The organism is Zobellia sp. OII3 (assembly GCF_002211465.1).
Taxonomy (GTDB): domain Bacteria; phylum Bacteroidota; class Bacteroidia; order Flavobacteriales; family Flavobacteriaceae; genus Zobellia; species Zobellia galactanivorans.
Genome location: NZ_MWRZ01000002.1, coordinates 188,154 through 212,424 on the forward strand (window position 1 = coordinate 188,154; position 24,271 = coordinate 212,424).

The 24,271-nt window shown below is 44.4% G+C and carries 20 protein-coding genes and 1 tRNA gene; 15 read left to right on the top strand and 6 right to left on the bottom strand.

What is annotated here, in order from left to right:
- Nucleotides 1-5 precede the first annotated feature (5 nt).
- From B4Q04_RS07900 to bshB1, 4 genes are all read left to right on the top strand, one after another.
- Nucleotides 6-1,568: a sulfatase family protein gene (locus tag B4Q04_RS07900; protein ID WP_088696498.1), complete on the top strand. Its 1,563-nt coding sequence runs from the start codon at nt 6-8 to the stop codon at nt 1,566-1,568.
- A 278-nt stretch (nt 1,569-1,846) separates the two neighbouring features.
- Nucleotides 1,847-3,256, top strand: coding sequence for an MATE family efflux transporter (locus B4Q04_RS07905; RefSeq protein WP_013995327.1), 1,410 nt, complete (start codon nt 1,847-1,849; stop codon nt 3,254-3,256).
- Between the two features lie 40 nt (nt 3,257-3,296).
- Nucleotides 3,297-4,472, top strand: coding sequence for a trans-sulfuration enzyme family protein (locus B4Q04_RS07910; protein WP_088696499.1), 1,176 nt, complete (start codon nt 3,297-3,299; stop codon nt 4,470-4,472).
- A 41-nt stretch (nt 4,473-4,513) separates the two neighbouring features.
- Nucleotides 4,514-5,236 carry a bacillithiol biosynthesis deacetylase BshB1 gene (gene bshB1, locus B4Q04_RS07915; RefSeq protein WP_088696500.1) on the top strand — a complete coding sequence of 241 codons (723 nt, stop codon included), beginning with the start codon at nt 4,514-4,516 and terminating at the stop codon, nt 5,234-5,236.
- Here bshB1 and B4Q04_RS07920 read toward each other — a convergent pair.
- On the bottom strand, nt 5,233-7,323 hold the full coding sequence (locus tag B4Q04_RS07920) for a tetratricopeptide repeat-containing sensor histidine kinase (RefSeq protein WP_088696501.1): 2,091 nt from the start codon (nt 7,321-7,323) through the stop codon (nt 5,233-5,235). The genes bshB1 and B4Q04_RS07920 overlap by 4 nt on opposite strands.
- 248 nt (nt 7,324-7,571) lie before the next feature.
- Here B4Q04_RS07920 and B4Q04_RS07925 point away from each other — a divergent pair.
- Nucleotides 7,572-7,647: transfer RNA gene (locus tag B4Q04_RS07925), tRNA-His, on the top strand.
- Nucleotides 7,648-7,767: 120 nt separating this feature from the next.
- On the opposite strand, the gene B4Q04_RS07930 is transcribed toward B4Q04_RS07925, so the two are convergent.
- Nucleotides 7,768-9,336: a M28 family peptidase gene (locus tag B4Q04_RS07930; RefSeq protein ID WP_013995331.1), complete on the bottom strand. Its 1,569-nt coding sequence runs from the start codon at nt 9,334-9,336 to the stop codon at nt 7,768-7,770.
- Between the two features lie 151 nt (nt 9,337-9,487).
- Between B4Q04_RS07930 and B4Q04_RS07935 the strand changes: the two genes are divergently transcribed.
- A complete protein-coding gene (locus B4Q04_RS07935) occupies nt 9,488-10,675 on the top strand; it encodes an aldose epimerase family protein (RefSeq protein ID WP_088696502.1) in 1,188 nt (395 codons plus the stop codon).
- Here the strand turns inward: B4Q04_RS07935 and B4Q04_RS07940 are convergent.
- Entirely contained in the window at nt 10,672-11,544 is an 873-nt protein-coding gene (locus B4Q04_RS07940) for an AraC family transcriptional regulator (RefSeq protein WP_088696503.1), read from the bottom strand. The two genes, B4Q04_RS07935 and B4Q04_RS07940, sit on opposite strands and share 4 nt — an antisense overlap.
- Before the next feature lie 142 nt (nt 11,545-11,686).
- Between B4Q04_RS07940 and B4Q04_RS07945 the strand changes: the two genes are divergently transcribed.
- The 6 genes from B4Q04_RS07945 (at nt 11,687) to cydB (ending at nt 19,215) form a co-directional block, all read left to right on the top strand.
- On the top strand, nt 11,687-12,625 hold the full coding sequence (locus B4Q04_RS07945; RefSeq protein WP_088696504.1) for a dihydrodipicolinate synthase family protein: 939 nt from the start codon (nt 11,687-11,689) through the stop codon (nt 12,623-12,625).
- A gap of 165 nt (nt 12,626-12,790) precedes the next feature.
- Nucleotides 12,791-14,377, top strand: a complete 1,587-nt coding sequence (locus B4Q04_RS07950; RefSeq protein WP_088696505.1) for an aldehyde dehydrogenase (NADP(+)) — start codon at nt 12,791-12,793, stop codon at nt 14,375-14,377.
- A 30-nt stretch (nt 14,378-14,407) separates the two neighbouring features.
- Nucleotides 14,408-15,415 (top strand): 4-hydroxyproline epimerase, encoded by a 1,008-nt coding sequence (locus B4Q04_RS07955; RefSeq protein WP_088696506.1) that lies wholly within the window; start codon nt 14,408-14,410, stop codon nt 15,413-15,415.
- A 13-nt stretch (nt 15,416-15,428) separates the two neighbouring features.
- Nucleotides 15,429-16,679 (top strand): NAD(P)/FAD-dependent oxidoreductase, encoded by a 1,251-nt coding sequence (locus tag B4Q04_RS07960; RefSeq protein WP_088696507.1) that lies wholly within the window; start codon nt 15,429-15,431, stop codon nt 16,677-16,679.
- Nucleotides 16,680-16,791: 112 nt separating this feature from the next.
- Complete coding sequence (locus tag B4Q04_RS07965; protein WP_088696508.1) at nt 16,792-18,171, top strand: cytochrome ubiquinol oxidase subunit I; 1,380 nt, start codon at nt 16,792-16,794, stop codon at nt 18,169-18,171.
- A gap of 6 nt (nt 18,172-18,177) precedes the next feature.
- Complete coding sequence (gene cydB / locus B4Q04_RS07970; protein ID WP_013995339.1) at nt 18,178-19,215, top strand: cytochrome d ubiquinol oxidase subunit II; 1,038 nt, start codon at nt 18,178-18,180, stop codon at nt 19,213-19,215.
- Nucleotides 19,216-19,222: 7 nt separating this feature from the next.
- Here cydB and B4Q04_RS07975 read toward each other — a convergent pair whose 3' ends face one another.
- Genes B4Q04_RS07975 through B4Q04_RS07985 form a run of 3 tightly spaced genes read right to left on the bottom strand, consistent with a single transcriptional unit; the run spans nt 19,223 to nt 20,831 of the window.
- Nucleotides 19,223-19,612 (bottom strand): VOC family protein, encoded by a 390-nt coding sequence (locus B4Q04_RS07975; RefSeq protein ID WP_088696509.1) that lies wholly within the window; start codon nt 19,610-19,612, stop codon nt 19,223-19,225.
- Nucleotides 19,609-20,187 carry a GNAT family N-acetyltransferase gene (locus B4Q04_RS07980; protein WP_088696510.1) on the bottom strand — a complete coding sequence of 193 codons (579 nt, stop codon included), beginning with the start codon at nt 20,185-20,187 and terminating at the stop codon, nt 19,609-19,611. The genes B4Q04_RS07975 and B4Q04_RS07980 overlap by 4 nt, the downstream gene beginning before the upstream one ends.
- Nucleotides 20,184-20,831 (bottom strand): alpha/beta hydrolase, encoded by a 648-nt coding sequence (locus tag B4Q04_RS07985; RefSeq protein ID WP_088696511.1) that lies wholly within the window; start codon nt 20,829-20,831, stop codon nt 20,184-20,186. Before B4Q04_RS07985 ends, B4Q04_RS07980 begins: the two co-directional genes overlap by 4 nt.
- Before the next feature lie 73 nt (nt 20,832-20,904).
- Between B4Q04_RS07985 and B4Q04_RS07990 the strand changes: the two genes are divergently transcribed.
- The 3 genes from B4Q04_RS07990 to menD are packed head-to-tail and all read left to right on the top strand — an operon-like array spanning nt 20,905 to nt 24,264.
- Entirely contained in the window at nt 20,905-21,330 is a 426-nt protein-coding gene (locus tag B4Q04_RS07990) for a PaaI family thioesterase (protein ID WP_046287598.1), read from the top strand.
- Complete coding sequence (locus tag B4Q04_RS07995) at nt 21,330-22,445, top strand: chorismate-binding protein (RefSeq protein ID WP_088696512.1); 1,116 nt, start codon at nt 21,330-21,332, stop codon at nt 22,443-22,445. Before B4Q04_RS07990 ends, B4Q04_RS07995 begins: the two co-directional genes overlap by 1 nt.
- A 49-nt stretch (nt 22,446-22,494) precedes the next feature.
- Complete coding sequence (gene menD, locus B4Q04_RS08000) at nt 22,495-24,264, top strand: 2-succinyl-5-enolpyruvyl-6-hydroxy-3-cyclohexene-1-carboxylic-acid synthase (protein WP_088696513.1); 1,770 nt, start codon at nt 22,495-22,497, stop codon at nt 24,262-24,264.
- The last annotated feature ends 7 nt before the right edge of the window (nt 24,265-24,271 follow it).

A 24,271-nucleotide genomic window follows, 5' to 3' on the forward strand; every position in this document is an offset into this window, starting at 1 on the left:
GATTCATGACAAGTTTAAGGAATTATTTTTTGAATGGCGCCATCCTGTTACTGGTGTTGTCGGGCTGTATGTCCAAAGAGGAAAAAACGGTCGTAAAGGACGATAGTCCCAAGCAACCCAATATTGTCTTCATTTATATGGATGATTTGGGATATGGCGACCTAAGTGCATATGGCGCCACTGAATTGAGCACGCCCAATATCGATGCCTTGGCAGAGGGCGGTGTGCAGTTCACCAACGGTTATGCCACTTCGGCAACCTGTACGCCAAGTCGCTATGCCATACTCACCGGACGCTATCCTTGGAGGAACAAAGATGCCAAAATACTTCCGGGCACGGCTCCTTTGATTATCAGTACCGATCAACTGACCGTTCCGAAAATGCTTAAGGAAAAAGGCTATACTACGGGTATCGTAGGTAAATGGCATTTAGGTCTGGGAAGCGGAAACGTAAACTGGAACGAAAGGGTTTCCCCTGGTCCAAATGAGGTTGGTTTCGATTATTCCTATATTTTGGCGGCCACTCAAGACAGGGTGCCTACCGTTTATATTAAAGATGGCCATGTTGACGGTTTAGATCCCAACGACCCTATAGAAGTGAGCTACAAAGAAAATTTTGAAGGAGAACCTACAGGATTGGAAAACCCGGAATTGACTACAATGAAATGGCATCACGGTCATAACAACAGCATTGTGAACGGTATTCCACGTATCGGATATATGAAAGGTGGGGAAGCGGCAAAATGGAGCGATGTAGATATGGCCGACCACTTTTTGGCCAAGGCCCAAGCCTATGTTAAAGACCATAAAGACGAGCCCTTCTTTTTATACTACGCTTTGCAACAACCTCACGTACCGCGCACGCCACATCCACGATTCGCAGGAAAGTCGGGAATGGGTCCACGTGGCGATGTTATTCTTGAAGCGGATTGGGTTGTTGGTGAATTCATGAAGACCTTAGAGGAACAAGGTCTTTTAGAGAATACCTTAATCGTATTTTCCAGTGATAATGGCCCTGTGGTAAATGATGGCTACTATGATGATGCGGTAGAGAAGCTAGGAAACCACAAACCATCAGGTCCTTTGCGTGGTGGAAAATACAGCTTGTTCGACGCAGGTACACGCGTACCTTTTATTACATATTGGAAAGGCAAAATCGCTCCGGCCAAATCGGAGGCCTTGGTATGTCAGGTAGATTTACTTACCTCAATGGCCGCTTTGGTAGGTAGTGATAAAAAAGGCGAGGATAGCGAAAACTTTTTGGACGTCCTAATGGGGAAAAGCGACCAAGGTAGAACAGAATTGGTTTTAGAGGCGGGTTCAAGAACGGCTTTTAGAAAAGGGGACTGGGCCATGATCCCTCCTTATAAAGGTGCGGCCATAAACAAGCAGGTGAATATAGAATTGGGTAATGATAGTGAATATCAACTGTACAACCTTAAGGATGATATTGGCCAAACCAAGAACTTGGTCAAGGAAAACCCTGAAAAACTTCAGGAAATGATTCAAGGTTTTGAAGCCATAAGGGGAAAGAATGACGTTGAGATCAAAGAACTGGAGTTGAAATAATCGACTCTTAAACGGTCTTGTCTTTCGTGATTTTTATCGAAGGATACCTCACAGTTCACCCATAATACATACCGTTCCTAGTGTAGAAGCTGTTCTTTTTCAGTATTTTGTACTAGGAACGGTTTTTTGTTATCCAAAAAAAATCGATATTTGCCCCATCATGAAGTTATAGAAATTATGTTCCGTATAGATGTCGTTAGGCCTTTGTCCTAAATTAATCGAACCTTCTTCGTTCGGTTTTGACATGTCTTCCTTTCTTCAACATAATTTCTTTTCAAATGCCACATATAAATAGAATTACCTTAAAAAGACTGTTTCAGCACTTTATAGTTGCCGTTACGGGCAAAGAAACAGAGTTTACTTCCGGAAGCATCCGTAAGGCCATTTTTATGCTTTCCATCCCCATGATTTTGGAGATGATGATGGAGTCTATTTTCGCCATTGTAGATATTGCCTATGTTTCACAGGTAAGTGTAAATGCCGTCGCCACCATTGGTCTGACCGAATCGGTAGTGACCTTGGTCTATGCCGTAGCCATAGGACTTAGCATGGCGGCAACGGCCATAGTAGCCCGAAGAATAGGGGCGAAGGATGTAAAGGGCGCCCAAGAAGCGGCGGTGCAGGCCATAGCCTTGGGTGTCTTGGTTTCGCTTATAGTAGGGGTACTAGGGTTTATATATGCCAAGGATATTCTGGCCTTAATGGGGGCGGAACCCGACTTGATAGCCGAAGGCTCCGGTTATACGAAACTCTTGTTGGGCGGTAACATCACCATTTTGCTATTGTTCCTGATCAACGCCATATTCAGGGGGGCAGGCGATGCTTCCGTGGCCATGTGGGCCTTGGTGCTTTCCAATGGACTCAATATTATTCTAGACCCCGTATTTATTTTTGGTTGGGGGCCTATACCGGAGTATGGGGTCATGGGGGCGGCCATAGCTACCAATATTGGCAGGGGAGCGGCCGTTGTGTTTCAATTGGCGGTCTTGTTCTTTGGTTGGAGCCGAATACAGATCGGGTTTAAGGACATGGTAATCCGTTTTGGGGTAATGCTCAACCTTGTAAAGGTATCGCTCGGAGGTATCGCCCAATTCTTGATAGGTACATCCAGTTGGGTATTTCTCATGCGGATGATGTCGGAATTTGGCAGTGAGGTCTTGGCAGGCTACACTATAGCCATTAGGGTCATGCTGTTTACTTTGATGCCCTCTTGGGGGATGAGCAATGCAGCGGCAACCCTAGTGGGCCAAAACCTTGGGGCGAAACAGCCCGATCGCGCGGAAACCTCGGTTTGGAAGACGGGAAAGTACAATGCCTGGTTTATGGGCATTGTTTCTTTGGTCTACCTCTTCTTTGCATATGATATCGTAGGTTGGTTCAATACGAATCCTGTAGTGGTTGAAAATGGCGGTCTATGCCTTCAGATTATAGCGGTGGGCTACGTGTTCTATGCCTATGGCATGGTCGTGACCCAAGCTTTTAACGGGGCAGGTGATACCGGTACACCGACCAAACTGAACCTTATTGCTTTTTGGTTGTTTCAGTTGCCTTTCGCCTATTTAACGGCCATTGCGTTTCAATGGGGGGCAATGGGCGTATTCGTCGCCATTACTGCCGCAGAGATACTATTGGCCGTCATCTCTATGGTGTGGTTTAAAAAAGGGAAGTGGAAAAAGGTCAGTGTCTAATCGGCTTTTTGTAACTTTATCCTTCTAAATTCTTGAAATTATGCAGCAGAAGAAAATAGGCCTCAATACGATATGTACCCATGTGGGCGAGGTGAAAGATGAACAGTTTAAAGGAGCGGTTTCCCCACTTTATATGAGTAGTTCGTATGCCTTTGAAGACGTTGATGTAAAACGATATCCCAGATATTTCAACACTCCCAACCAAGAGGCCCTGTGCAAGAAAATAGCGGCTTTGGAGCATACCCAAGCTGGTCTGATATTCGGTAGTGGCATGGCGGCCATTACTACCTCCTTAATGGCATTTTTAAGGGCAGGGGACCACGTGGTACTCCAGCAAGTGTTGTACGGAGGTACTTATAATTTAGTGGTGGAGGAATTCGATAAATTTGGTATCGAATATTCCTTTACCCATGGATGGGCCCCTGAAGACTTCGAGAAAAAGATCCGATCGAATACCAAGGTGATATATATAGAAACGCCTTCCAATCCACTTTTGACCATAACCGATTTGGATGCCATCGGGAAGTTGGCCAAAAAACACGGACTCATCTCTATGATCGATAATACATTCGCAAGTCCGGTAAACCAAAACCCTATAGACTTCGGTATTGACGTGGTCATTCATAGTGCTACAAAGTATATGGGAGGCCATTCGGATATTTTGGCGGGAGCAGTGGCTTCCTCCGAAGAAAATATCAATCGAATTTTCGCTTTGGCGAAGAACTTTGGCGGAAGCCTTAGTGATTATACGGTCTGGCTGCTCGAAAGAAGCTTGAAGACCATGGGATTGCGTGTAAAGGCCCAAAACGCCAACGCCCAGCATATGGCCGAATACCTGTTCGGGCACAAAGCGGTTACCTGGGTCTATTACCCAGGCTTAAAGAGCCATCCCGATCACGAATTGGCCAAATCGCAAATGAACGGTTTTGGGGGCATGCTGTCCTTTGAATTACATAAAGATTACGATGCTACCCAGTTTCAAAAAGAACTACAATTGATAAAGCCTTCCATGAGTTTGGCAGGTGTAGAGAGCACCATGCTTTCGCCAACCAAGACCTCTCATGCCCTTTTGGGGGCCGAAGAAAGGGCAAAACAAGGTATCTTAGATGGTTTGATCCGTTTTTCGGTAGGAATAGAAGAGCCCGAAGATTTAATTGCCGATATCGAACAGGCCTTGGAAAAAGTAAGGTTGGGCAGGGTAGCAACGACTAGTTAGTGGTACTGCCCAGTACATAGAATAAATTCAAGAAAAAAAGAATGAAATTAGATATATTAGCTTTTGGCGCCCATCCCGATGATGTTGAACTTGGTGCCGGGGCTACCATTGCCAAAGCCATTGCGAACGGAAAAAAAGTAGGTATCGTAGATTTGACCCGTGGAGAACTCGGAACAAGGGGTTCTGCGGAAATACGGGATAGTGAAGCTGCAGCTGCCGCCAAGGTTCTTGGGGTAGTGGCACGGGAAAATTTAGGCTTTGCCGACGGCTTTTTCGTCAACGATAGGGCACATCAACTGGAAATCATTAAGATGGTGCGTAAGTACAGGCCTGAAATAGTGCTGTGCAATGCCATAGATGATCGGCATATCGACCATGGCAAAGGCAGTAAATTGGTCAGTGATGCCTGTTTTTTAAGTGGATTGATAAAAATCGAGACCAGACTTGACGATGCGGATGACGTGCAAGCGCAATGGAGGCCCAAGGTCGTTTACCACTACATTCAATGGAAAAATCTTGAACCCGATTTTGTTGTAGATGTGTCGGGATATATCGCAAAGAAAACGGAAGCGATATTGGCCTATTCCTCACAATTTCACGATCCCAAAAGTAAAGAGCCGGAAACACCTATTAGTAGTAAAAACTTTATAGATAGTGTAAACTATAGGGCCAGAGATCTCGGTAGGCTGATAGGGGTGGACTATGCGGAAGGTTTTACTGTTGAACGTTTTGTGGGCGTCAACAATATCGACGACTTGATTTAAGCGGTTTTTTGGTAATTCTTGTTGGCCTTGGGCAGGGTAAAGTGAAAGGTACTGCCTTTGCGCAAACTGCTTTCGACCCAGATGGCGCCATTGTTCTTTTCTACCATTTCCTTACAAAGTGAGAGCCCCAGACCGGTGCCTTTTTCATTATTGGTACCATAGGTGGTAACCGAAGAAGTGGCGATAAAGAGCTTTTCAATGGTATCTTGGTCCATACCGACACCTGTATCTCGAATTGATATTTGCCACTGTTGGTTTAATTCAATGGCCGAAATAGTCACCATTCCGTTTTCGGGCGTAAACTTTATGGCATTGCTTATCAGGTTGCGGATTACAATGTCTATTTGGTTACTGTCAGACCAGGTCAAGGTATTCGAGTTAAGATGGCTTATAAGTCGGATCGACTTGTTTTTGGCCGTTTCCGACAATAGGTCGATGTTGTCTTTTACCAAGGAATCGAGCGCAACTACGGCCGGCTGGGTGATGGCCCCGTTCATTTGGGTTTGGCCCCAAGTCAATAGATTGTTCAGGGTAAACGAAATATGGTCGATGTCATTGGCAAGTTTCGGCATAAAGCCTATAAATTCGTTCTTTTCTATTTCTCCGTTCTTAAAAAGTTTCAACAAGCCTTGAAAGGCGCCTATGGGGCCTCTAAGGTCATGCCCTATGATTGAGAAAAGTTTATCTTTTGTACGGTTGATTTCCTGTAACTCCAACTCATTTTTCTCTAAATCCTTGGTTTTTTTCTTTAGTTCGGCGTTTAGGTTCTTTTGTATTTTTTCACTTCGCCCGACCAAAAGGGTCACTACAATGAAAATAAAGAGAATTCCTAGGGCTACATTAACATAGGCTCGCTGGGTATCCAATTGTTTTTTGTTTTCCGCTATAAGATCGACTTTTTGTTTTTCATGCTCCATTTTGGTTATGAGCATGGTCAAGCTTTTTTTGTTTTCGTTTCTTGATAGGGTATCTGACAAAGATTGATAAATTTCATGGTATTTCAATGCCTCTTCATAGTCGCCTTTGTTCTTATGTACCTTATAAAGGGTCTTCGCGCATTGTTTAGAGCCTTCCATGTCTTTTATTACAGTAGAAATTTTATACGCTTTTTGGGCATAATACTCTGAAATACTATCTTGGTTCATACCCAAGTAAGCTTTACCCATACCGTTGAATAGCTCTATTTTTCCACGGTCATCCTGAAGTTTTTCATGTAGCATTTCACTCTGCCTGTACCAGTAGAGGGCCCATTCGTTTTTTCCGCCCTTTAAATAAATTTCTCCCTTGGTCTCGTAAGCGTAGGCCAGCCATTCCATAATGCCGTGTCTCTCAAAAACCGAAATGCTCGAGTTGATATTGTACATAGCTTTTTCAAGTTCACCTATATCCGCATAGATTGAACCCATATTGCTCATAGTTTCCGCTGAATAAATCTCGTTGCCCAGTTCTTCATTGAGCTTTTTGACCTCTTTGTAAAATGCCAGGGCTTGGGTATAGTCTTTTTGCGAAGCATAAAGGTTGGCAACATTCTCGTTCATAACCGATAGCATGAATTTGTTATCGGTTTCACTGGCCAAATCGATGCCCTTTAAATAATGTATCAGTGATTGTGCATAGTCGCCGATATAGCTATGTTGCATAGCTAGATTGTTCCTCGCCCGTAAGATTAATTTTGAGTTGTTGATTTTCTGGCCAAGTGAAAGCGCCTTTTGAAAATAGGCGATACTTTTTTCATGGTTTCCCTTGTCGGTATAGTAATTTCCGAAACCTACAAGTGCATCACCTTCTCCTTTTTTATAAAAAATCGATTGGCTATAGGCCAAGGCTTGTCGTGAGAGCAGTAAAATACTATCGGTATGGTAGAAACGCTGTTTCCTTGCGAGTTCATTGAGCAAATCGATATGAAGGCTATCCTTTGCGGAGAAACCGGGTTGGGCCCTCATTTCCTTGATCAGGGTTTCTATACTATCTTTTGCCTTGGTCTGGGCTTTAAGCGGAGGGCTAAAAAAAATGGCCCACCCAAATAGCACAATGCCCAATTTGGGAAGTAGGGTAAAGGTCAAAAATTTAGCTTTGACAAAAGACATTTTGAATCAATTAGGAGTCTAATTTATTCATAGGTTGTAGATCTTTATAATATTTGTTGTGAAACGCCAAAAATTGTGTGTTTTGTCGTGAATTTTACGCATTTTACCGATTATTTGTAGGAAGACGAAAGATTTTATTGCCTCATTATCAATTTGTTTTAGAAGGAATTGAGGGTAGAGGAAAAAATACGCCCTTTTTATTTTGAAAGATTACATAAAAAAAATTACCTTTGCCACCGCTTACAAATGGTGGTTGTAGCTCAGCTGGTTAGAGCGCTTGATTGTGGTTCAAGAGGTCGCCGGTTCGAAACCGGTCTTCCACCCCGAAATAAAAAGCCTTGTCAATTTTGACAGGGCTTTTTTGGTTTTATATGGTATCTATCGATCGAACATAAAAAAACCTGCCGTTTTGGGCAGGTTTTCAGTTTATAGAGATTAAGGATATTATTTAGAAGCTTTGTCCACGACTACGCGTTGGTCTCTGTTGGCCACTTCCCATGCCGTATAGAAAACTAAACGAGTACGGTTTTCGAGTAGATCATAGTTGATCTTGTCGGGCGTATCCCCAGGCCTGTGGTAGTCATCATGGGTTCCATTAAAATAGAAAATGATCGGAATGTTGTTCTTTGCAAAATTGTAGTGATCACTTCTGTAATAAAAGCGATTTGGGTCGTTTTCATCGTTATAGGTGTAATCTAATTCTATCTGGGTGTATTTGTTATTGACTTCCTCGGAAAGCTCATGTAGGTCGGTACTGAGCTTGTCAGAGCCTATCAAGTAAATATAATTGCGTTCGCCGTCACGTTTTGGGTCTATCCGTCCTATCATATCGATATTGAGGTTGGCCACTGTATTTTCCAATGGAAATATGGGGTCTACATCGGTATAGTATTGTGAGCCTAAAAGTCCTTTTTCTTCACCAGTAACATGTAGGAAAACAATAGATCGCTTGGGTCCTTTACCGGCATCGGCGGCCTTTTTGAAGGCTTGGGCAATTTCCAAAAGGGCCACGGTACCCGAACCATCGTCATCGGCACCATTGTTGATTTCCCCGTCGGCCGTAATTCCAATATGGTCTAGGTGAGATGAAATTACCACGTACTCGTCAGGCTTCTCTGAGCCCTTTAATACGGCAACTACGTTTTCAGATGAAATCTCATCATTATCGCTCTCCACATCGATCGAAATCTTTTTGCTTATTTTTCTAGGCTTGTGATCCGATACGATCGTAGGTAAGATGGCTTTGGCCAAGGTCGAGTTGATCAAAAAATTAAAAAAGCCGTCGCTATCGTCTTTGGCCAATTCCATTCTACCACTATCGTTGGTCTCCATCCATTTAAAGCGGCTCTTAAATCGTGAAAAATTGCTCTCATCGTAATATAAGATACCCTTGGCGCCTTTAGAGCTGGCAAGCTCCAATCGTTTGCCCAAAGATTCGGACATATTGCTCCATATCGATTTTTCGGTCGAGCCCGATAATAGATAATTGCCGTTGGCGTCTACCGGTTCTCCCGATTTGATCAATATCACTTTATCCTTTACATCAAGGTTCTTATAATCCGAATAAGTACCTTCCTCTATACCATAACCGGCGTATACGATCTCGCTAAAGGTGCCTTGGGCCTTTGAAAAGGTAAGAAAGCTTTCCCCTAAAGGGTATTCCTTGCCATCAACGGTAAGGGAACCAACGGGCAATTGGCTAACTTGAAGGGGTACCTTTTGAAAATAATCGCCGTTTTTTTGGGCGGCAGGAATACCCATTTTTTCATATTGGGCCTTTAGGTACTCCACGGCTTTCTTCTGTCCGGGTTGACCGGTTTCCCTTCCTTCGAATTCGTCGGAAGCATATGTATATAAATGATCTTTGAGTTCACTCTCGGTTATGGTCTCCGCGAATGTTTTTGGGGAATTGGTAGATTTGTTAGCTGCATTTTTATCTCCATCCGAAACCGTTGTTTGTGATGAATTGCAGGCCATGGCCAATCCTATGGCAAGAATAATGAGTTTTTTCATGTCTTATGGGTTATACTTATATAAAGTTTCCAAAAATAACGAAAACAAATAGAAAAGGTCTGTTGCCCAGACAATAATTATGCTTCGAAAAGCATCACTTTTTTAACTAACTTGCTCGAGCTTTGACTATATTCCAACATCCAAATAAATTATGAAAGCTTTAAAACTATTAATCGCCTGTGCCTTAACAGGCTCTATATCCATGTCGTGTAACCAAATGAAAAAAGAAAAAATGACGGAATCCGTTTCTGAAACCCCAAAAGCCAAATTTGAAAAGAATATTAACGCCCAAGACTTTATCACAACTATTGAAGGTGATTCTGTAGGGTTCTATGTTTTGACCAACGCTAACGGAATGGAAGCCACCTTTACCAATTACGGACTACGTTTGGTGTCATTATACGTGCCCGATAAAAATGGGGAATTTACCGATGTGGTTCTTGGCTTCGATAAGCTAGAGGATTACCGTGCCAAAAAGAACTTTTACGGGGCCGTAATCGGTAGATATGGGAACCGTATTGCTAAAGGGAAGTTTACCTTGGATGGAAAAACTTATGACTTGGCCGTCAACAATAATGAAAACCACCTTCACGGGGGATTGCTCGGTTTTGAAAGCGTTGTTTGGAACGTAGAAGAACAAAGCGATAACTCCATATCCTTTACTCGAACCTCTCCTGATATGGAGGAAGGCTACCCGGGTAATTTAGAGGTAAAGGTCAGTTACGTGCTTACCGATGATAATGCCTTGGAAATAAGTTATGAGGCAAAGACGGACAAGCCTACCTACGTAAACCTTACCAACCATTCCTTCTTTAACCTGAAAGGGGAAGGGGAAGGTACGGTCAATGACCATATCGTGATGTTGAATGCCGATAAGTTTACACCGGTTGACAATGGATTGATTCCCACCGGTGAGCTACAGGATGTAGCCGGAACCCCTTTTGATTTTAAAACACCGAAGGCGATAGGGCAAGATATTGAAGCTGATTTTGAACAATTGAAGCTAGGGAATGGGTACGACCATAATTTCGTGCTTAACGAAACCCCTAAAAATGCGGAAGGCCTGACTTTTGCAGCGAGAGTGGTAGAACCCAATAGCGGTAGAACCTTAGAGGTGTATACCGATGAGCCGGGAGTTCAGTTTTATGGGGGAAATTTTCTCAACGGCACCGATATCGGTAAAAGTGGAAAGGCTTATGTCCGTAGGGGCTCTTTCTGTTTAGAAACGCAACACTTCCCTGATTCGCCCAACCAACCTGAGTTCCCGAGTACGCGATTGGAGCCAGGGGAAACCTATACCTCGCATTGTACCTATAAATTTGGGGTTGTAGAAAACTAGATAGGGATGCTTACCGCTTTTCCGTCCTCTTGTTGGGCGGAAAAGCGGGAGGGCGTAACACCTTTTAGTTTTTTGAATTGCCTGTTGAAATTCGATATGGAGGAAAAGCCCGACTGTTCCGATATTTCAAGGATCGAAAGTTGGTCTTCCGATCGGTTCAACAATTGACAGGCATGTTCTATCCTGAGCTCGATCAAGAATTGAAAGAAGGTTTTATTGGTGTGCTGTTTGAAAAATTTACAAAACGCATTGGGCGTCATATGCACTTGGGCGGCTACCGTGTTCAAATCGATTTCGGACTGAAAGTGGGTAACTACGTATTCAAATATGGTCTGCATACGTCGTCCTTGGGAGTTGCCGATCTTCTTTGGGTAAACAAAATTCGTCAAGGTTTTTTTATCGGCATGGCCCAATCGTTTCAGTAACTGAAAGAAAGCCACAAAGCGGTCTAGTTTTTCCAAACCCGGTAGTTGTACCATAAGCTTTTGTATCGGCTCGGTATTTCCTATAATTTGAAACCCCTCCCTTGAAATATCGAGTAGAGGTTGTAACTCTTCGAGGTCGGGCAGCTCAAAAAACGATGCCCCAAAAGTATGCTCCGTAAAGAACAAGGAGATTTTATGCGACATAGCTTCACTCTTGTCGTTCTTGAACATATGCGGGCAATGCGGCCCGATCACAAAAAAATCACCGTCTTTAAAGGGGTGGATACTATCGCCCACAATTAGTTTTCCCTTGGCCTTCACGATCAAGGTAAACTGAATTTCAGCATGTTGGTGCAGCCTGTTGTAAAAGATCGGTTCACGGTCTACTTGAACGATCAAGTTTTGGTGAAGTGGTTTTGGAACCTGAAACGGATGGACTTTCATAGGTGTGTTGAGCGTATTTAATGCACTTATTCTTGTAAAGGTATACTGAATGGATAATATAGTCTAATTTTTTGATAAAATCATCTTATTATCCTTGGTCTTCCGCAACTAATTTTGTCTAAGACAATTTTAAAACGACCTTATGAAATTTGAATGGAAGGGTGTAATGCCTGCGGTAACTACTAAATTCAATAGCGACGATACATTGGATCTAAACATGTTCCGTACAAATATTGAAGCACAGATAGAAGCAGGGGTACACGGTATAGTTTTGGGCGGTTCGCTTGGCGAGGCCAGTACCTTGGAAGCGGAAGAAAAAAAGATTTTGATCAAAGAAACCGTTCAAATCGTTGACGGGAAGATTCCTGTAATCATGACAATTGCGGAGCAGGCTACAAAAGTGGCCCTGCAAGCGGTAAAGGATGCAGAGAAAAGTGGTGCGGACGGACTAATGGTTCTTCCTCCCATGCGCTATAAATCCACGGACCATGAAACCGTTGAATTTTTTAAGGAAATTGCCAGTAGCACGGAGCTTCCGATTATGATCTACAACAATCCGGTGGACTATAAAATCGAGGTTACGGTAGACATGTTCAAAGAACTTTTGCAACTAAAGAATATTACGGCCGTAAAGGAATCTACCCGCGATATCATAAATATAGGACGGTTGAGAAACGAATTCGGTTCCGACCTGAGTATTTTGACGGGGGTCGACCCATTGGCCCTAGAAAGTCTTCTTATCGGCGCCGATGGTTGGGTCGCTGGTTTGGTCTGTGCCTTTCCTGCGGAAACCGTAGCTATTTACGAGCTGGCCAAAGCGGGTTATGCCAAGGAAGCTACCGAAATTTATAGATGGTTCTTGCCTTTATTGGAATTGGATATAAGCCCTCAATTGGTGCAAAATATCAAGTTGGCCGAGGTGGCCACGGGTATCGGTACCGAAAATGTGCGTAAACCTAGGCTTCCATTGCAAGGAGCAGAACGTGAAAGAGTGCTAAAGGTGATTCAAGAAGGATTGAAGACAAGGCCCCAACTGCCCGATTATAAAAATCTAAAGCCTTTGAACGTAACCTTGGCTTAAGGCTAAAAAGCGATTGACACTTATTTAAGAATGCTCCGATCGAGATGAGCGGGACATAGGTCCCGCCTTGGTCTGGGGAGCTGAAAGTCTTTTGCGGAAATTCTTGCTGCTTAAGGTCAATTATAGTAGCTTCATGGCTGCTGAATAGACTTCAAATACGATAATATGATTACAGGAAAAAACTACATAGGAAAAGACCTTTCATCTAAAGGAAACCAAACATACAACACCTTTGACCCGAATGCGAATCAAGCTACGGAGTGGACGTTCTACGAGGCTACCAAGGAAGAGATAGATAGTGCGGTGGGTAAGGCCGATAAGGCTTTTCAGCTGTACAAAAACCTTTCCGGGGCAAAAAAGGCCCAGTTTCTAGAAGCTATAGCCGAAGAGATTGAAGCTTTGGGCGATGAATTGATACAGACGTATTGTAAGGAATCGGGCTTACCACAAGGAAGGGCCATGGGCGAACGTGGGCGTACCATGGGGCAGTTGCGTGCCTTTGCCGAACTTTTAAAAGAAGGCTCATGGGTAGAGGCAACCATAGATACGGCCCAAGCGGACCGACAACCTTTTCCTAAGCTAGATTTGCGAAAAATGCTGTTGCCTATCGGCCCTATTGCTGTTTTTGGTTCAAGTAATTTTCCCTTTGCATTTTCTACGGCGGGCGGTGATACTGCCAGTGCCTTGGCCGCAGGTTGCCCGGTAATCGTAAAAAGCCATCCGATGCATGCGGGAACCGGAGAACTGGTTTCCTCGGCAATCATAAGGGCCGCCGAACGTACCGGTATGCCCGATGGTGTTTTTTCAAACCTGAACAGCAGCGGAATAGAAGTAGGCCAGCAGTTGGTACTCCACCCAAAAGTTAAGGGTGTTGGCTTTACGGGAAGTATAAAAGGGGGCACCGCACTCTATAAATTGGCAAACGAACGTAAGGAACCTATACCTGTTTTTGCGGAAATGGGCAGTATTAACCCAGTGGTAGTCCTACCTTCGGCCTTGCAGGAAAAAGGAGTATTTTGGGCCCAACAATACGCTGGGTCGGTCATGTTGGGAGCGGGACAGTTTTGTACCAATCCCGGGTTGATCCTAGGGGTAAAAAGCACGTCCTTAGATGCCTTTATCGATGCCTTGGGCGAAGAAATAGAAAAATTGGAGCCTAGCTGTATGCTCCACCCCAACATACATAGCAACTACGAAAAAGGGAAGGAAGAAGTGTCGGCCCAAGGGGGAACCGATGTAGTGGCCGAATATAAAAAACAGACAGCACCGAATTATGCGGGGCAAAAAGTGCTGACCGTCAATGGGGTGAATTTCTTAAAGAACCCTAAACTGCATCAAGAAGTTTTCGGTCCTTTTTCCCTAGTGGTGAGGTGTGCCGATGCCAATGAATTAACGGAAGTATTGAACTGCTTGGAAGGGCAGCTAACGGGTACCGTTCTGGGTAATGCCGAAGAGATCGAACGCTACGGGTCGGTAATAGATGCTTTACAGGGAAGGGTAGGGCGATTGATTTTTAACGGGGTGCCCACCGGTGTGGAAGTGTGTCCTTCCATGCAACACGGGGGACCTTTCCCCGCAAGTACCGATAGTCGCTTCACTTCTGTAGGGGTTTCCGCCATTAAACGTTGGGTCAGACCGGTTTCCTTTCAAAACTGGCCGCAAGAGGCCCTTCCGGAAGCATTACGCGATAACAATCCGCTTTCCATAATGCGTATTGTTGACAGTGAGCATACCAACAAAAAAATTGAATAAGATCTAGGTCGTACAATTGATAATGGAAATATGGCTACAAGTGTTTTCAGGTGTATAGATGCACATACCTGCGGAAACCCGGTTAGGGTCGTCGCCGAAGGTGGCCCCGTACTTGGCGGGGCGTCAATGAGCGAAAAGCGCCAGCATTTCCTTAGGGAATATGACTGGATACGCAAAGGGCTGATGTTCGAGCCTAGGGGACACGATATGATGAGCGGCAGCATTTTTTATCCCCCGGCCGATCCTGAAAACGATTTTGGCATTCTCTTTATTGAAACCAGTGGCTGCTTGCCCATGTGTGGCCATGGCACCATTGGGGCCATTACCATAGGGATCGAAGAAGGACTGCTACAACCGAAAATCCCAGGCGCCATAAGAATGGAAACCCCCGCAGGCTTAGTGAAAATCGCATATCAACAGACCGGAAAAAAGGTAGATTGGGTAAAGTTGACCAATGTGAAATCGTATTTGGCGGCCACCGAACTGACCGTGCAAAGTTCGGTCTTGGGGGAATTGATATTCGATGTTTCCTATGGAGGGAATTTTTATGCCATCATCGACCCACAGCAAAATTTCTCGGGCATTCAAGATTTTACGGCCGGGAAGCTGGTGCAGCTAAGTCAGGAAATCCGCGACAGGATCAATGCCGAATATCCGGATGCGTTTGTCCATCCCGAGAACGAAACCATCAAGGGTGTTAGCCATATTTTATGGACGGGAGACACGATCTCTTCCGATGCTACCGCTAGAAATGCCGTTTTTTATGGGGATAAGGCCATAGATAGGTCGCCCTGTGGCACCGGAACTTCCGCGCGAATGGCGCAATGGTATGCCAAGGGTAAATTGAAGAAGGGAGAGGACTTTGTCCATGAAAGCTTTATCGGTTCTAAATTTATAGGAAGGGTGGAAGAGGAAACCCTACTAGATGGTAAGGTTGCCATTTTTCCCAGTATACAAGGTTGGGCCCGGATATATGGCCATAATACCATTACAATCGATGACGACGACCCATACGCACATGGGTTTCAGGTGATATAAACAAATAGGGAAATTGAGCAAAAGAGTAATCATTATAGGAGGAGGGATCGTCGGACTGTGTTCGGCTTATTTTCTTCAAAAGGAAGGACATGAGGTCGTCATTATAGATAAGTCCGATATGACCTCGGGAGCCTCATTTGTAAATGCAGGATATATTACACCTAGCCATATTGTGCCATTGGCGTCACCCGGTATGATCGCAAAGGGCATCAAAATGATGTTCAATTCGGCCAGCCCCTTTTATATGAAGCCCCGGTGGGATATCGAATTCTTCAAATGGTCCTGGTATTTTCACAAATCCTCTACCAAGGAAAAAGTAGCCAGGGCAATTCCCGTAATTAAGGAGGTTAATGTCTTGAGCCGTGAACTCTTTCAGTTTATTAAGGCTTCCGGTGATTTGGGCGACTTTCAACTGGAACGAAAAGGCTTGTTAATGCTCTATAAAACCAAGGAAGCATATCTTCATGAGAAGGAAGTGGCGGACAAGGCCAGTTTTTTGGGACTTGAAGTTTCCGAACTGGATCAAAAACAATTGGCACGTCTGGAACCCAATGTGGCTATTGATGCCAAAGGAGCCATTCATTACGAGTGCGACGGGCACACCACACCTACGCAATTTATGCCTAAAATGCTAGATCACCTACGTAAGGTAGGCGTAGAGATACGATTGAACGAAGAGGTAGTGGACCTAAAGGTGAAGGACAACCGTATTCAAGAGGTTCAAACCTCAAAAAGGAATTATACGGCCGACGAAGTAGTACTGGCCGCGGGTTCGTGGAGCGGGAAAATCGCCCGAAAGATAAACTTAGACCTACCCCTACAAGGAGGTAAAGGCTATAGTATAAACGTTGCACGACCTACCGGAATATCTATCCCCGCCATTTTGATGGAGTCTAATATGGCAGTCACCCCTATGCAAGGGTTTACCCGCTTTGCCGGCACCATGGAGTTTTCGGGACTCAACGACCATATTCGAAAAGAACGGGCCGTGGCCATCGCCAAGGGAGCCCATAGCTTTTATCCTACGGTGGATATAAACGACAATGAGATAGCCAATGCCAAGACGGGGCTACGACCTGTTTCTCCCGATGGCCTTCCTTATATAGGAAGGTCGAATAAGTTGAAGAACCTGACCTTCGCTACGGGCCACGCCATGATGGGATGGAGCTTGGGGCCCGTTACCGGAAAATTAGTATCGGAAATAATTGGTGACCGAAATACCGTTATGGATATCAAAGCTTTTTCCCCTGATAGAAGGTTTTAAATATCCACTTGTAACTTTTTGATATTTAACACAAAAATAGAACAAAACGTAACCATTGTTACTGGGTAAAAAGAAGGGTGGGTAGTATCTTTGTACTACAAAACCCACCGTTATGGATGTTGAGATTCTTTCCCGTATTCAATTTGCCTTCACTATAGCCTTTCATTACATATATCCTCCCCTGAGTATCGGTATCGGCTTGGTAATGGTCGTGTTCGAAAGTTTGTATATGAGGACCAAAAATCAAGAATACCATACCCTCGCCAAATTTTGGACCAAGATTTTTGCCCTGACTTTTGGAATAGGGGTGGTAACGGGAATTGTAATGGAGTTCGAGTTTGGAACGAATTGGGCAGTCTACTCCCGTTATGTGGGGGATATTTTCGGTAGTGCACTTGCGGCGGAAGGTATCTTTGCCTTCGCCTTGGAAAGTGGTTTTTTAGGGGTGCTTATTTTTGGGTGGAACCGGGTAAAACCTTGGGTGCATTTGGTTTCTACTATCGGGGTTTTTCTCGGGTCGATGTTTTCGGCGATCTGGATCGTAGTGGCCAATAGCTGGCAGCAGACCCCTGCCGGGTACCATATCGTTGGTGAGGGCCTAGAGGCCCGGGCCGAAATTACAGACTTTTGGGCCATGGTCTTTAATCCGTCGAGTGTGGATCGTATTCTTCATGTTTGGCTAGGTGCCTTTCTGGCCGGTACTTTTTTGATCTTGAGCGTACATGCCTATTACATTCTCAGGGGGCGCTTTGTCCATATTTCGCAAAAAGCTTTTAAGATTACCTTGGTCGTTGCTACCGTTTTTTCCTTGGGCCAGTTGGCAACGGGCCATAGTTCCGCCGAAGGTGTGGCGGTAAACCAGCCCGCGAAACTTGCTACCATGGAGGGGCATTTTGAAGCCTCCGCCCCAGCCGATATGTATCTTTTCGGATGGGTCGATAAAGAGGAGCAAAAAGTGACCGGATTGAAAATACCCGGGGGGCTTTCGTTCTTGCTCGATTATGATTTCGCTACGCCTGTAACCGGACTCAACGCATTTGCTGAAAAAGATAGGCCCTCGCAGATAAATGCCGTATTTCAGTTCTACCATATTATGGTGGCCATAGGCATGTTCTTGATTTTATTGACCCTCTATGCCTGTTACTTGTGGTGGCGGGGTAAACTTTTTGATAAACGGTGGCTGCTTTGGACTTTTGTCTTTACGGCCCTATTGCCGCAAATAGCCAATCAAGTGGGGTGGTTTACGGCGGAAATGGGAAGGCAACCTTGGGTGGTGTACGGACTTTTACGTACCTCCGAAGCCTTTTCCCAGGCGGTCAGTGCCAATCAGGTCTTGTTTTCCTTGATTTTGTTTATGTTCGTATATACCTTGCTGTTTTTGCTCTTTGTGTATTTGCTGAATAAAAAGATAAAACACGGTCCGTATGACGATAGCGATGAAGACGATCGACCCTTGACCAAGGAAATAACCCAAATAGTAACCGGAAATTAATATAGCATGGAAACGTTTTTAGGACTCGATTATCCCACATGGTGGTTTTTGGTAGTAGGAGGATTATTTTCCGGTTATGCCATTCTTGATGGCTTTGATTTTGGGGCAGGGGCTTGGCATTTGTTCTTAAGGAAAGAACAGAGCAGAAGAATCGCGCTTAATGCGGTGGGACCCGTATGGGACGGAAACGAGGTATGGTTGGTCATAGGCGGTGGCGCCCTTTTTGCCGGTTTCCCCGTGATGTATGCCACGCTGTTTTCTTCTTTATACATTCCGTTTATGCTGTTTTTGATCTGTATTATTTTTAGGGCGATATCAATAGAGTTTAGGGGGAAGGAAGAAATGAAATGGTGGCGTAAAACATGGGATATTGGGTATAGCGTCTCCAGTATACTTTTGGCGTTCTTATTGGGCGTGGTATTGGGAAACGTCCTTCAAGGGATTGCCCTTGGTCCTGATTATCAATACCAAGGAGCCGGTTTTTTTGAGTTTTTGAATCCCTATGCCATTCTTACGGGACTTACCACCTTGTCTCTTTTTATGGCGCACGGTGCCATATATTTACTTTTAAAGACGGAAGGTAGATTGTTCGCCAAATTGACCTTTTTATTAAAGAAGGGAATGATTTTCTTTATGGTGAGTTTTGCGGTTACGACTCTCTATACCTTGCTGTATATTCCGCATCTTTCCGACGCCTTTAGAAGTGATCCCGTTTTGTTTGCCGTGCCCTTGGCAACCTTTTTAAGCATAGCCAATGTGCCAAGGTTGGCCAATAAGAAAAACTATAAGTGGGCTTTCTTTTTTTCATCCCTGACCATCAGTTTTCTATTGGCCCTTGTAGCAATAGAACTTTACCCAACCCTTTTGTTTTCCACCTTGGATCCCGCACACAGTATCGACATCTATAATGCGGCGGCATCGACAAAGTCGTTAAAGATCATGTTGACCATGGTCGCCATAGGAGGTCCCTTGGTGTTGGGGTATACCTTTTTTGTCTATCGGACCTTCAGGGGCAAGGTGCAATTGGATGAAACAAGTTACTAAAGGCGGACTATTTTCTTTCGATAAGGTCCCAAAGGTTGCCGTACAGGTCTTTAAACACTACTACGGTGCCATAGGGTTCCTCCCTAGGGTCTTCGTTGAAGGTTACGCCCTGTTCCTTCATACGCTTGTAGTCCCTCCAAAAATCATCGGTATGGAGAAACAGAAAAACACGGCCGCCGCTTTGGTTGCCTACGGCTTTTCGCTGTTCTTCATTGGTAGCCTCGGCCAATAGAAGGGAAAGCCCGCTAAGGCTCGGGGGCGAAACGGTCACCCATCTTTTGCCACCTTCCAGAGCGATATCGTCTACAAGGGTGAATCCTAATTTTTTAGTGTAGAATTCTATGGCTTCATCGTAGTTTTGTACGACAAGGGTAACTTGTGCAATAGCTTGTTTCATATAAAATCTTTAAATTTTGCTTCCTTGATTTGGCCCCATTCCTCTTTTAAGATGCCGTAACAGCAAGAACTTCGTCTAAAATTATTTTTAGTAACGACGTTCTTTCTTAGGATTCCTTCTAATGTCGCCCCCAATTTCTCTACGGCTTTTCGAGATCGGAGGTTTCTTTCGTCGATCCGAAACTCTACTTTCTCAAATTCCATTTCTTCAAAGGCATGGCACAACATCAAAAATTTCATTTGATGGTTGAGGCCAGTACCGCGTGAGGCTTGGGAAATCCATGTCCAGCCAATATGAAGAACCTTGTTTTTTGGGTCGATATGTCCAAAACGGGTGCTTCCTACACATTCATGGGTCATCTTGTTATAAATGATAAAAGGTATGGATCGTCCTTCCCGGGCCTCCTTAAGGGCCGTATCGACATAAGCCTTTAGTTTTTCAAATGTAGAAATGTCATTGGAGCCGTATTGGAACAGGTCCATTTCTTGGGCAATGGGCCAAAGTATATCTACATGGTTCTCAGATAAGGGAAGCAGTTGTACCAACTCGTTTTCCAAGCTTATATCCGCATTCATTTTACCAGGTTTAAGATGAGCTCTTTTTTTATTTCGTGTCCGCCTTTAAACAAAATTTGTTTGGCCTTTCCTCCAAATAGGCGTTCTATTTTTTTCGTTTCCAAGGCTTGCCTTTCTTCGGTTAAATATTCATCGGCATCGCCCACAAGGGTGGTAATCTTACTTTGGTTTTTAGCTAGGAATTCAAAGTCCGACGCCCGTAATTCTTCAGGAATTCCTCCGGCATACAAGACCAAATGGTCGCATTGTATTCTTTTTTGCGCGACCCATCGGGTGGCGACCGAAACACCTTGTGAGTATCCGAATACAATGAAATTCAGGTCTATGGGGAATTTTTCCGCGGCATAAACGGCATCTAGGTAAGCCATGACATTCTGCGTTTCTTGCTGGGTGGCTTCCTTGGTAAGCCAACTGGCCCCAACATGGCGGTAGTTGTTCTTTAAGTAGTATTTTGAAGGCGCTTGAGGTGCGATAATATAATTTTCTTCAGGTGGTAATTCATCAAAATACCTCAGGAAATAACGGCTCAAATAGCCAATGCCGTGCAATACGACCCAAACGTTTTTGGTTTTGTCGGTTAGCGTATTGAGTGTAGCATAACTATTTGTGGTGGTATACGACACCGTGTTTTCAGAATAATCCATAGAACAAAAATCTCTATAAAAGTAATGGCTTTTATTGAAGGTGTAATGCTTAATTTTGACAAAAATAGATGATATGGACGGCTACAAAGAAAAAATACTGAAGGTTTGCAACGAATCTTCGAAAAACACGCTAATGGAGACCCTACAAATCGAATATACGGATGTGGGGGAAGATTTTCTGGTGGGAAAGATGCCTGTAAACCCAAGGGTGCATCAACCCGACGGGGTTCTTCACGGAGGTGCCATGGTGGCTCTGGCCGAAAGTATAGGCAGTATGGCCTCGTATATTTTTCTCGATGCCCAGCAATTTGCTATCCGTGGTATCGAAATTTCCGCCAATCATGTTAAAAGTGTCCGTGAAGGCGAGGTGTTTGCCAAAGCTACGATTTTACACAAAGGAAGAACGACCCAACTGTGGGACATTAAGATTACGGATGGAGAAGGAAAACTGATATCCGTGTGTAAATTGACCACTATTGCCTTACCTAAGAAAAAATAATGCCCTTGGATTTTTTTGACAAAATTGATTCTCACCTCGAGAAAGAATTACCTTTTGTGGCCTACCGTAAACCTAATGAAGAAAGCGTTAAGGCTATTTTTCAAAACGATGATGGGCTGCTCCATCTGAACGACTACTCGGAAACGGGCTTTGTTTTTGCCCCTTTTGATTCAGATGCGCCTGCCATTCTCCTGAGACTGGATGAAGTACTACATTTGGATGCTTTTCCCGACAAAACCAATAGTCCTTCAAAGAATATTGGAGAAGAGCCGGGGGAGGAACAGCATGCCTTTCATTTGGATTTGATAAAAAAGGGGATAGCCGATATCAAGGCCGGAAAATTTGACAAGGTCGTGCTCTCCAGAAGTATTACGGTCAAAACCGATACGGCACCTTTGAGTTTGTTTCAAGCGCTATTGCATCAGTATAAAACAGCCTTTTGCTACCTGTGGTACCATCCGAAAGTGGGAATGTGGCTTGGGGCGACCCCAGAAATATTATTGACCTTTCACAATAGAAAATTAACCACCATGTCATTGGCGGGTACCCAAAATTATACGGATAACGTTAACCCTACCTGGGGCAATAAAGAGCTTGAAGAGCAGCAGTTGGTAACCAACTATATCCTCAAGGCGCTTGAGGGCAAGGTTTCCAATTTGGAACGAACGCCAACGGAGTCGGTCAAGGCCGGTGCATTGATGCATTTGCGTACCAAGATTTCAGGAAACGCCACCCAGGAAAACCTTGGGGCGATTATAAATGCACTACATCCTACACCTGCCGTTTGCGGTATGCCCAAAGGGGAGACCAAGGCTTTTATCCTTAGGGAAGAAAATTATGATAGGGAGTTCTATACCGGTTTTTTAGGGGAACTTAATTTTAAAACGGAACGGAACAGGAACACCCGTCCGGGAAATACCGAAAACAATGTATATCGTTCCATTTCGAAAAATACCACCCTTTTTGTCAACTTACGCTGTATGCAGAGGATAAACGATACGATACAAATTTATGTGGGAGGAGGAATCACAAAGGACTCGGACCCCGAAAAGGAATGGGGGGAAACCGTTGCCAAGAGCAAGACCATGCTTAAAGTAATTTTGGCTACGGAGTAATTTAAACAAGATTGGTTTAAGAAATACAACCGTTGTATTTTTGTGGCTCATGAGATACTCCAGCATACCCTCCGCCCAATTGGTAGTGCAACACTGCAAGGCGAAAAAAATAAAGAACATAGTGATATCCCCAGGGTCGCGAAATGCACCCTTGACGATTGATTTTAGCGAAGACCCCTACTTTAAATGTTTTAGTATTGTAGACGAACGCAGCGCAGGCTTTTTTGCGCTAGGCATAGCACAGCAGTTGCACGAACCCGTGGCGCTAGTATGTACTTCGGGTAGTGCCTTGTTAAACTATTACCCGGCGGTTGCGGAAGCTTTTTATAGTGGCATTCCCATAGTCGTAATCTCGGCCGATCGCCCCGTCTATAAAATTGATGTTGGGGACGGACAGACCATTCGCCAAGACAACGTTTTTGATAGGCATATCGGGTATTCGGCGAACTTGAGGCAAGATGTGTCCCATGCCTTGCCCAGGGTTAAAAAATATGCCCCGGAGTATTTGTCCGGAGGTAGTGTGGAAGCCTTGCAAGAAGAAGTACAGCAAAATAATGATGAAGAGCTGAATATCGCCTTGAACCTGGCCTTACGCTTAAAGTTGCCCGTACATATCAACGTGCCCTTCGAAGAGCCTTTGTACGATACCATTGTAGAACCCACGGTAACGGCCGACATTGTGCAGGATACCGATGTAAATGAATGGGATTTTTCGGAAATAGGGGACTTTACCGATATCTGGGAGGCCTCTGCCAAGAAAATGGTGTTGGTAGGGGTAAACCCGCCGAATGCCGTAGAGCAAAGGTTTTTAGATGTATTGGCCACCGATCCATCCGTTGTTGTTTTAACGGAGACGACATCGAACCTGCACCACTCGAATTTCTTTACCAGTATCGATAGTTTGGTCGCCCCTATGGAAAAGAGTGATGAGGCCGATAGTCTTTTTTCAAGGCTACGCCCCGAGATACTGCTGACTTTTGGGGGACTTGTAGTTTCAAAAAAAATCAAAGCTTTTTTAAGGGAGTACCGACCCGATCACCATTGGCATATTGATGAACTGAAGGCTTTTGATACGTTCTTTTCGTTGACCCATCATTTTAAGACCGATGCCAATACTTTTTTTAAGTATTTTATGGACGGGCTTCGGTCAAGGGCTAGTGATTATTATGCCTTTTTAGATACTAGAAGATCCCAATACGAGGCTAGGAGAGAGGTCTACCTCGGCCAAATACCCTTTTCCGATATGCTGGCCTTTGAACATGTTTTGCGGAACATTCCCAACGCCTACCAATTGCAGTTGGCCAACAGTTCCACGGTACGCTATGCCCAGTTGTTCGATTTAGACCCTTCCTTGCGTATTTTTTGTAATAGGGGAACCAGTGGCATCGACGGGAGCACGTCTACGGCGGTCGGTGCTGCATTTTATTCGGAAACCCCCACCTTGCTGATTAGCGGCGACCTTAGCTTCTTATACGACAGTAATGGCCTTTGGAACAACTATATTCGTTCCGACTTTCGGATTGTGGTGATCAATAATAACGGTGGCGGGATTTTTAGGATCCTGCCGGGCCAGGAGGAAACCGAAAACTATGAAACTTTCTTTGAAACCGCCCACGAAAAAAATGTGGCGCACCTAAGTGCCCAATTCGGCTTTGAATATGTGTTGGCAAACGACCTAACTAGCCTGAAAGACAGGCTCAAAGATTTTTATAAAAAATCAGATACCCCCAAAATTCTTGAAATCCACACCCCAAGAATTTTAAACAACAAAATTTTGCTCGGTTATTTTGATTTTATATCTTCGAGGAGATTAATATAAACCATTA

Bases quoted from the DNA above. Each gene is read 5' to 3' on its own strand.
- B4Q04_RS07900 (WP_088696498.1), top strand. From the start codon at position 6: ATGACAAGTTTAAGGAATTATTTTTTGAATGGCGCCATCCTGTTACTG.
- B4Q04_RS07905 (WP_013995327.1), top strand. From the start codon at position 1,847: ATGCCACATATAAATAGAATTACCTTAAAAAGACTGTTTCAGCACTTT.
- B4Q04_RS07910 (WP_088696499.1), top strand. From the start codon at position 3,297: ATGCAGCAGAAGAAAATAGGCCTCAATACGATATGTACCCATGTGGGC.
- bshB1 (WP_088696500.1), top strand. From the start codon at position 4,514: ATGAAATTAGATATATTAGCTTTTGGCGCCCATCCCGATGATGTTGAA.
- B4Q04_RS07920 (WP_088696501.1), bottom strand. From the start codon at position 7,323: ATGTCTTTTGTCAAAGCTAAATTTTTGACCTTTACCCTACTTCCCAAA.
- B4Q04_RS07930 (WP_013995331.1), bottom strand. From the start codon at position 9,336: ATGAAAAAACTCATTATTCTTGCCATAGGATTGGCCATGGCCTGCAAT.
- B4Q04_RS07935 (WP_088696502.1), top strand. From the start codon at position 9,488: ATGAAAGCTTTAAAACTATTAATCGCCTGTGCCTTAACAGGCTCTATA.
- B4Q04_RS07940 (WP_088696503.1), bottom strand. From the start codon at position 11,544: ATGAAAGTCCATCCGTTTCAGGTTCCAAAACCACTTCACCAAAACTTG.
- B4Q04_RS07945 (WP_088696504.1), top strand. From the start codon at position 11,687: ATGAAATTTGAATGGAAGGGTGTAATGCCTGCGGTAACTACTAAATTC.
- B4Q04_RS07950 (WP_088696505.1), top strand. From the start codon at position 12,791: ATGATTACAGGAAAAAACTACATAGGAAAAGACCTTTCATCTAAAGGA.
- B4Q04_RS07955 (WP_088696506.1), top strand. From the start codon at position 14,408: ATGGCTACAAGTGTTTTCAGGTGTATAGATGCACATACCTGCGGAAAC.
- B4Q04_RS07965 (WP_088696508.1), top strand. From the start codon at position 16,792: ATGGATGTTGAGATTCTTTCCCGTATTCAATTTGCCTTCACTATAGCC.
- cydB (WP_013995339.1), top strand. From the start codon at position 18,178: ATGGAAACGTTTTTAGGACTCGATTATCCCACATGGTGGTTTTTGGTA.
- B4Q04_RS07975 (WP_088696509.1), bottom strand. From the start codon at position 19,612: ATGAAACAAGCTATTGCACAAGTTACCCTTGTCGTACAAAACTACGAT.
- B4Q04_RS07980 (WP_088696510.1), bottom strand. From the start codon at position 20,187: ATGAATGCGGATATAAGCTTGGAAAACGAGTTGGTACAACTGCTTCCC.
- B4Q04_RS07985 (WP_088696511.1), bottom strand. From the start codon at position 20,831: ATGGATTATTCTGAAAACACGGTGTCGTATACCACCACAAATAGTTAT.
- B4Q04_RS07990 (WP_046287598.1), top strand. From the start codon at position 20,905: ATGGACGGCTACAAAGAAAAAATACTGAAGGTTTGCAACGAATCTTCG.
- B4Q04_RS07995 (WP_088696512.1), top strand. From the start codon at position 21,330: ATGCCCTTGGATTTTTTTGACAAAATTGATTCTCACCTCGAGAAAGAA.
- menD (WP_088696513.1), top strand. From the start codon at position 22,495: ATGAGATACTCCAGCATACCCTCCGCCCAATTGGTAGTGCAACACTGC.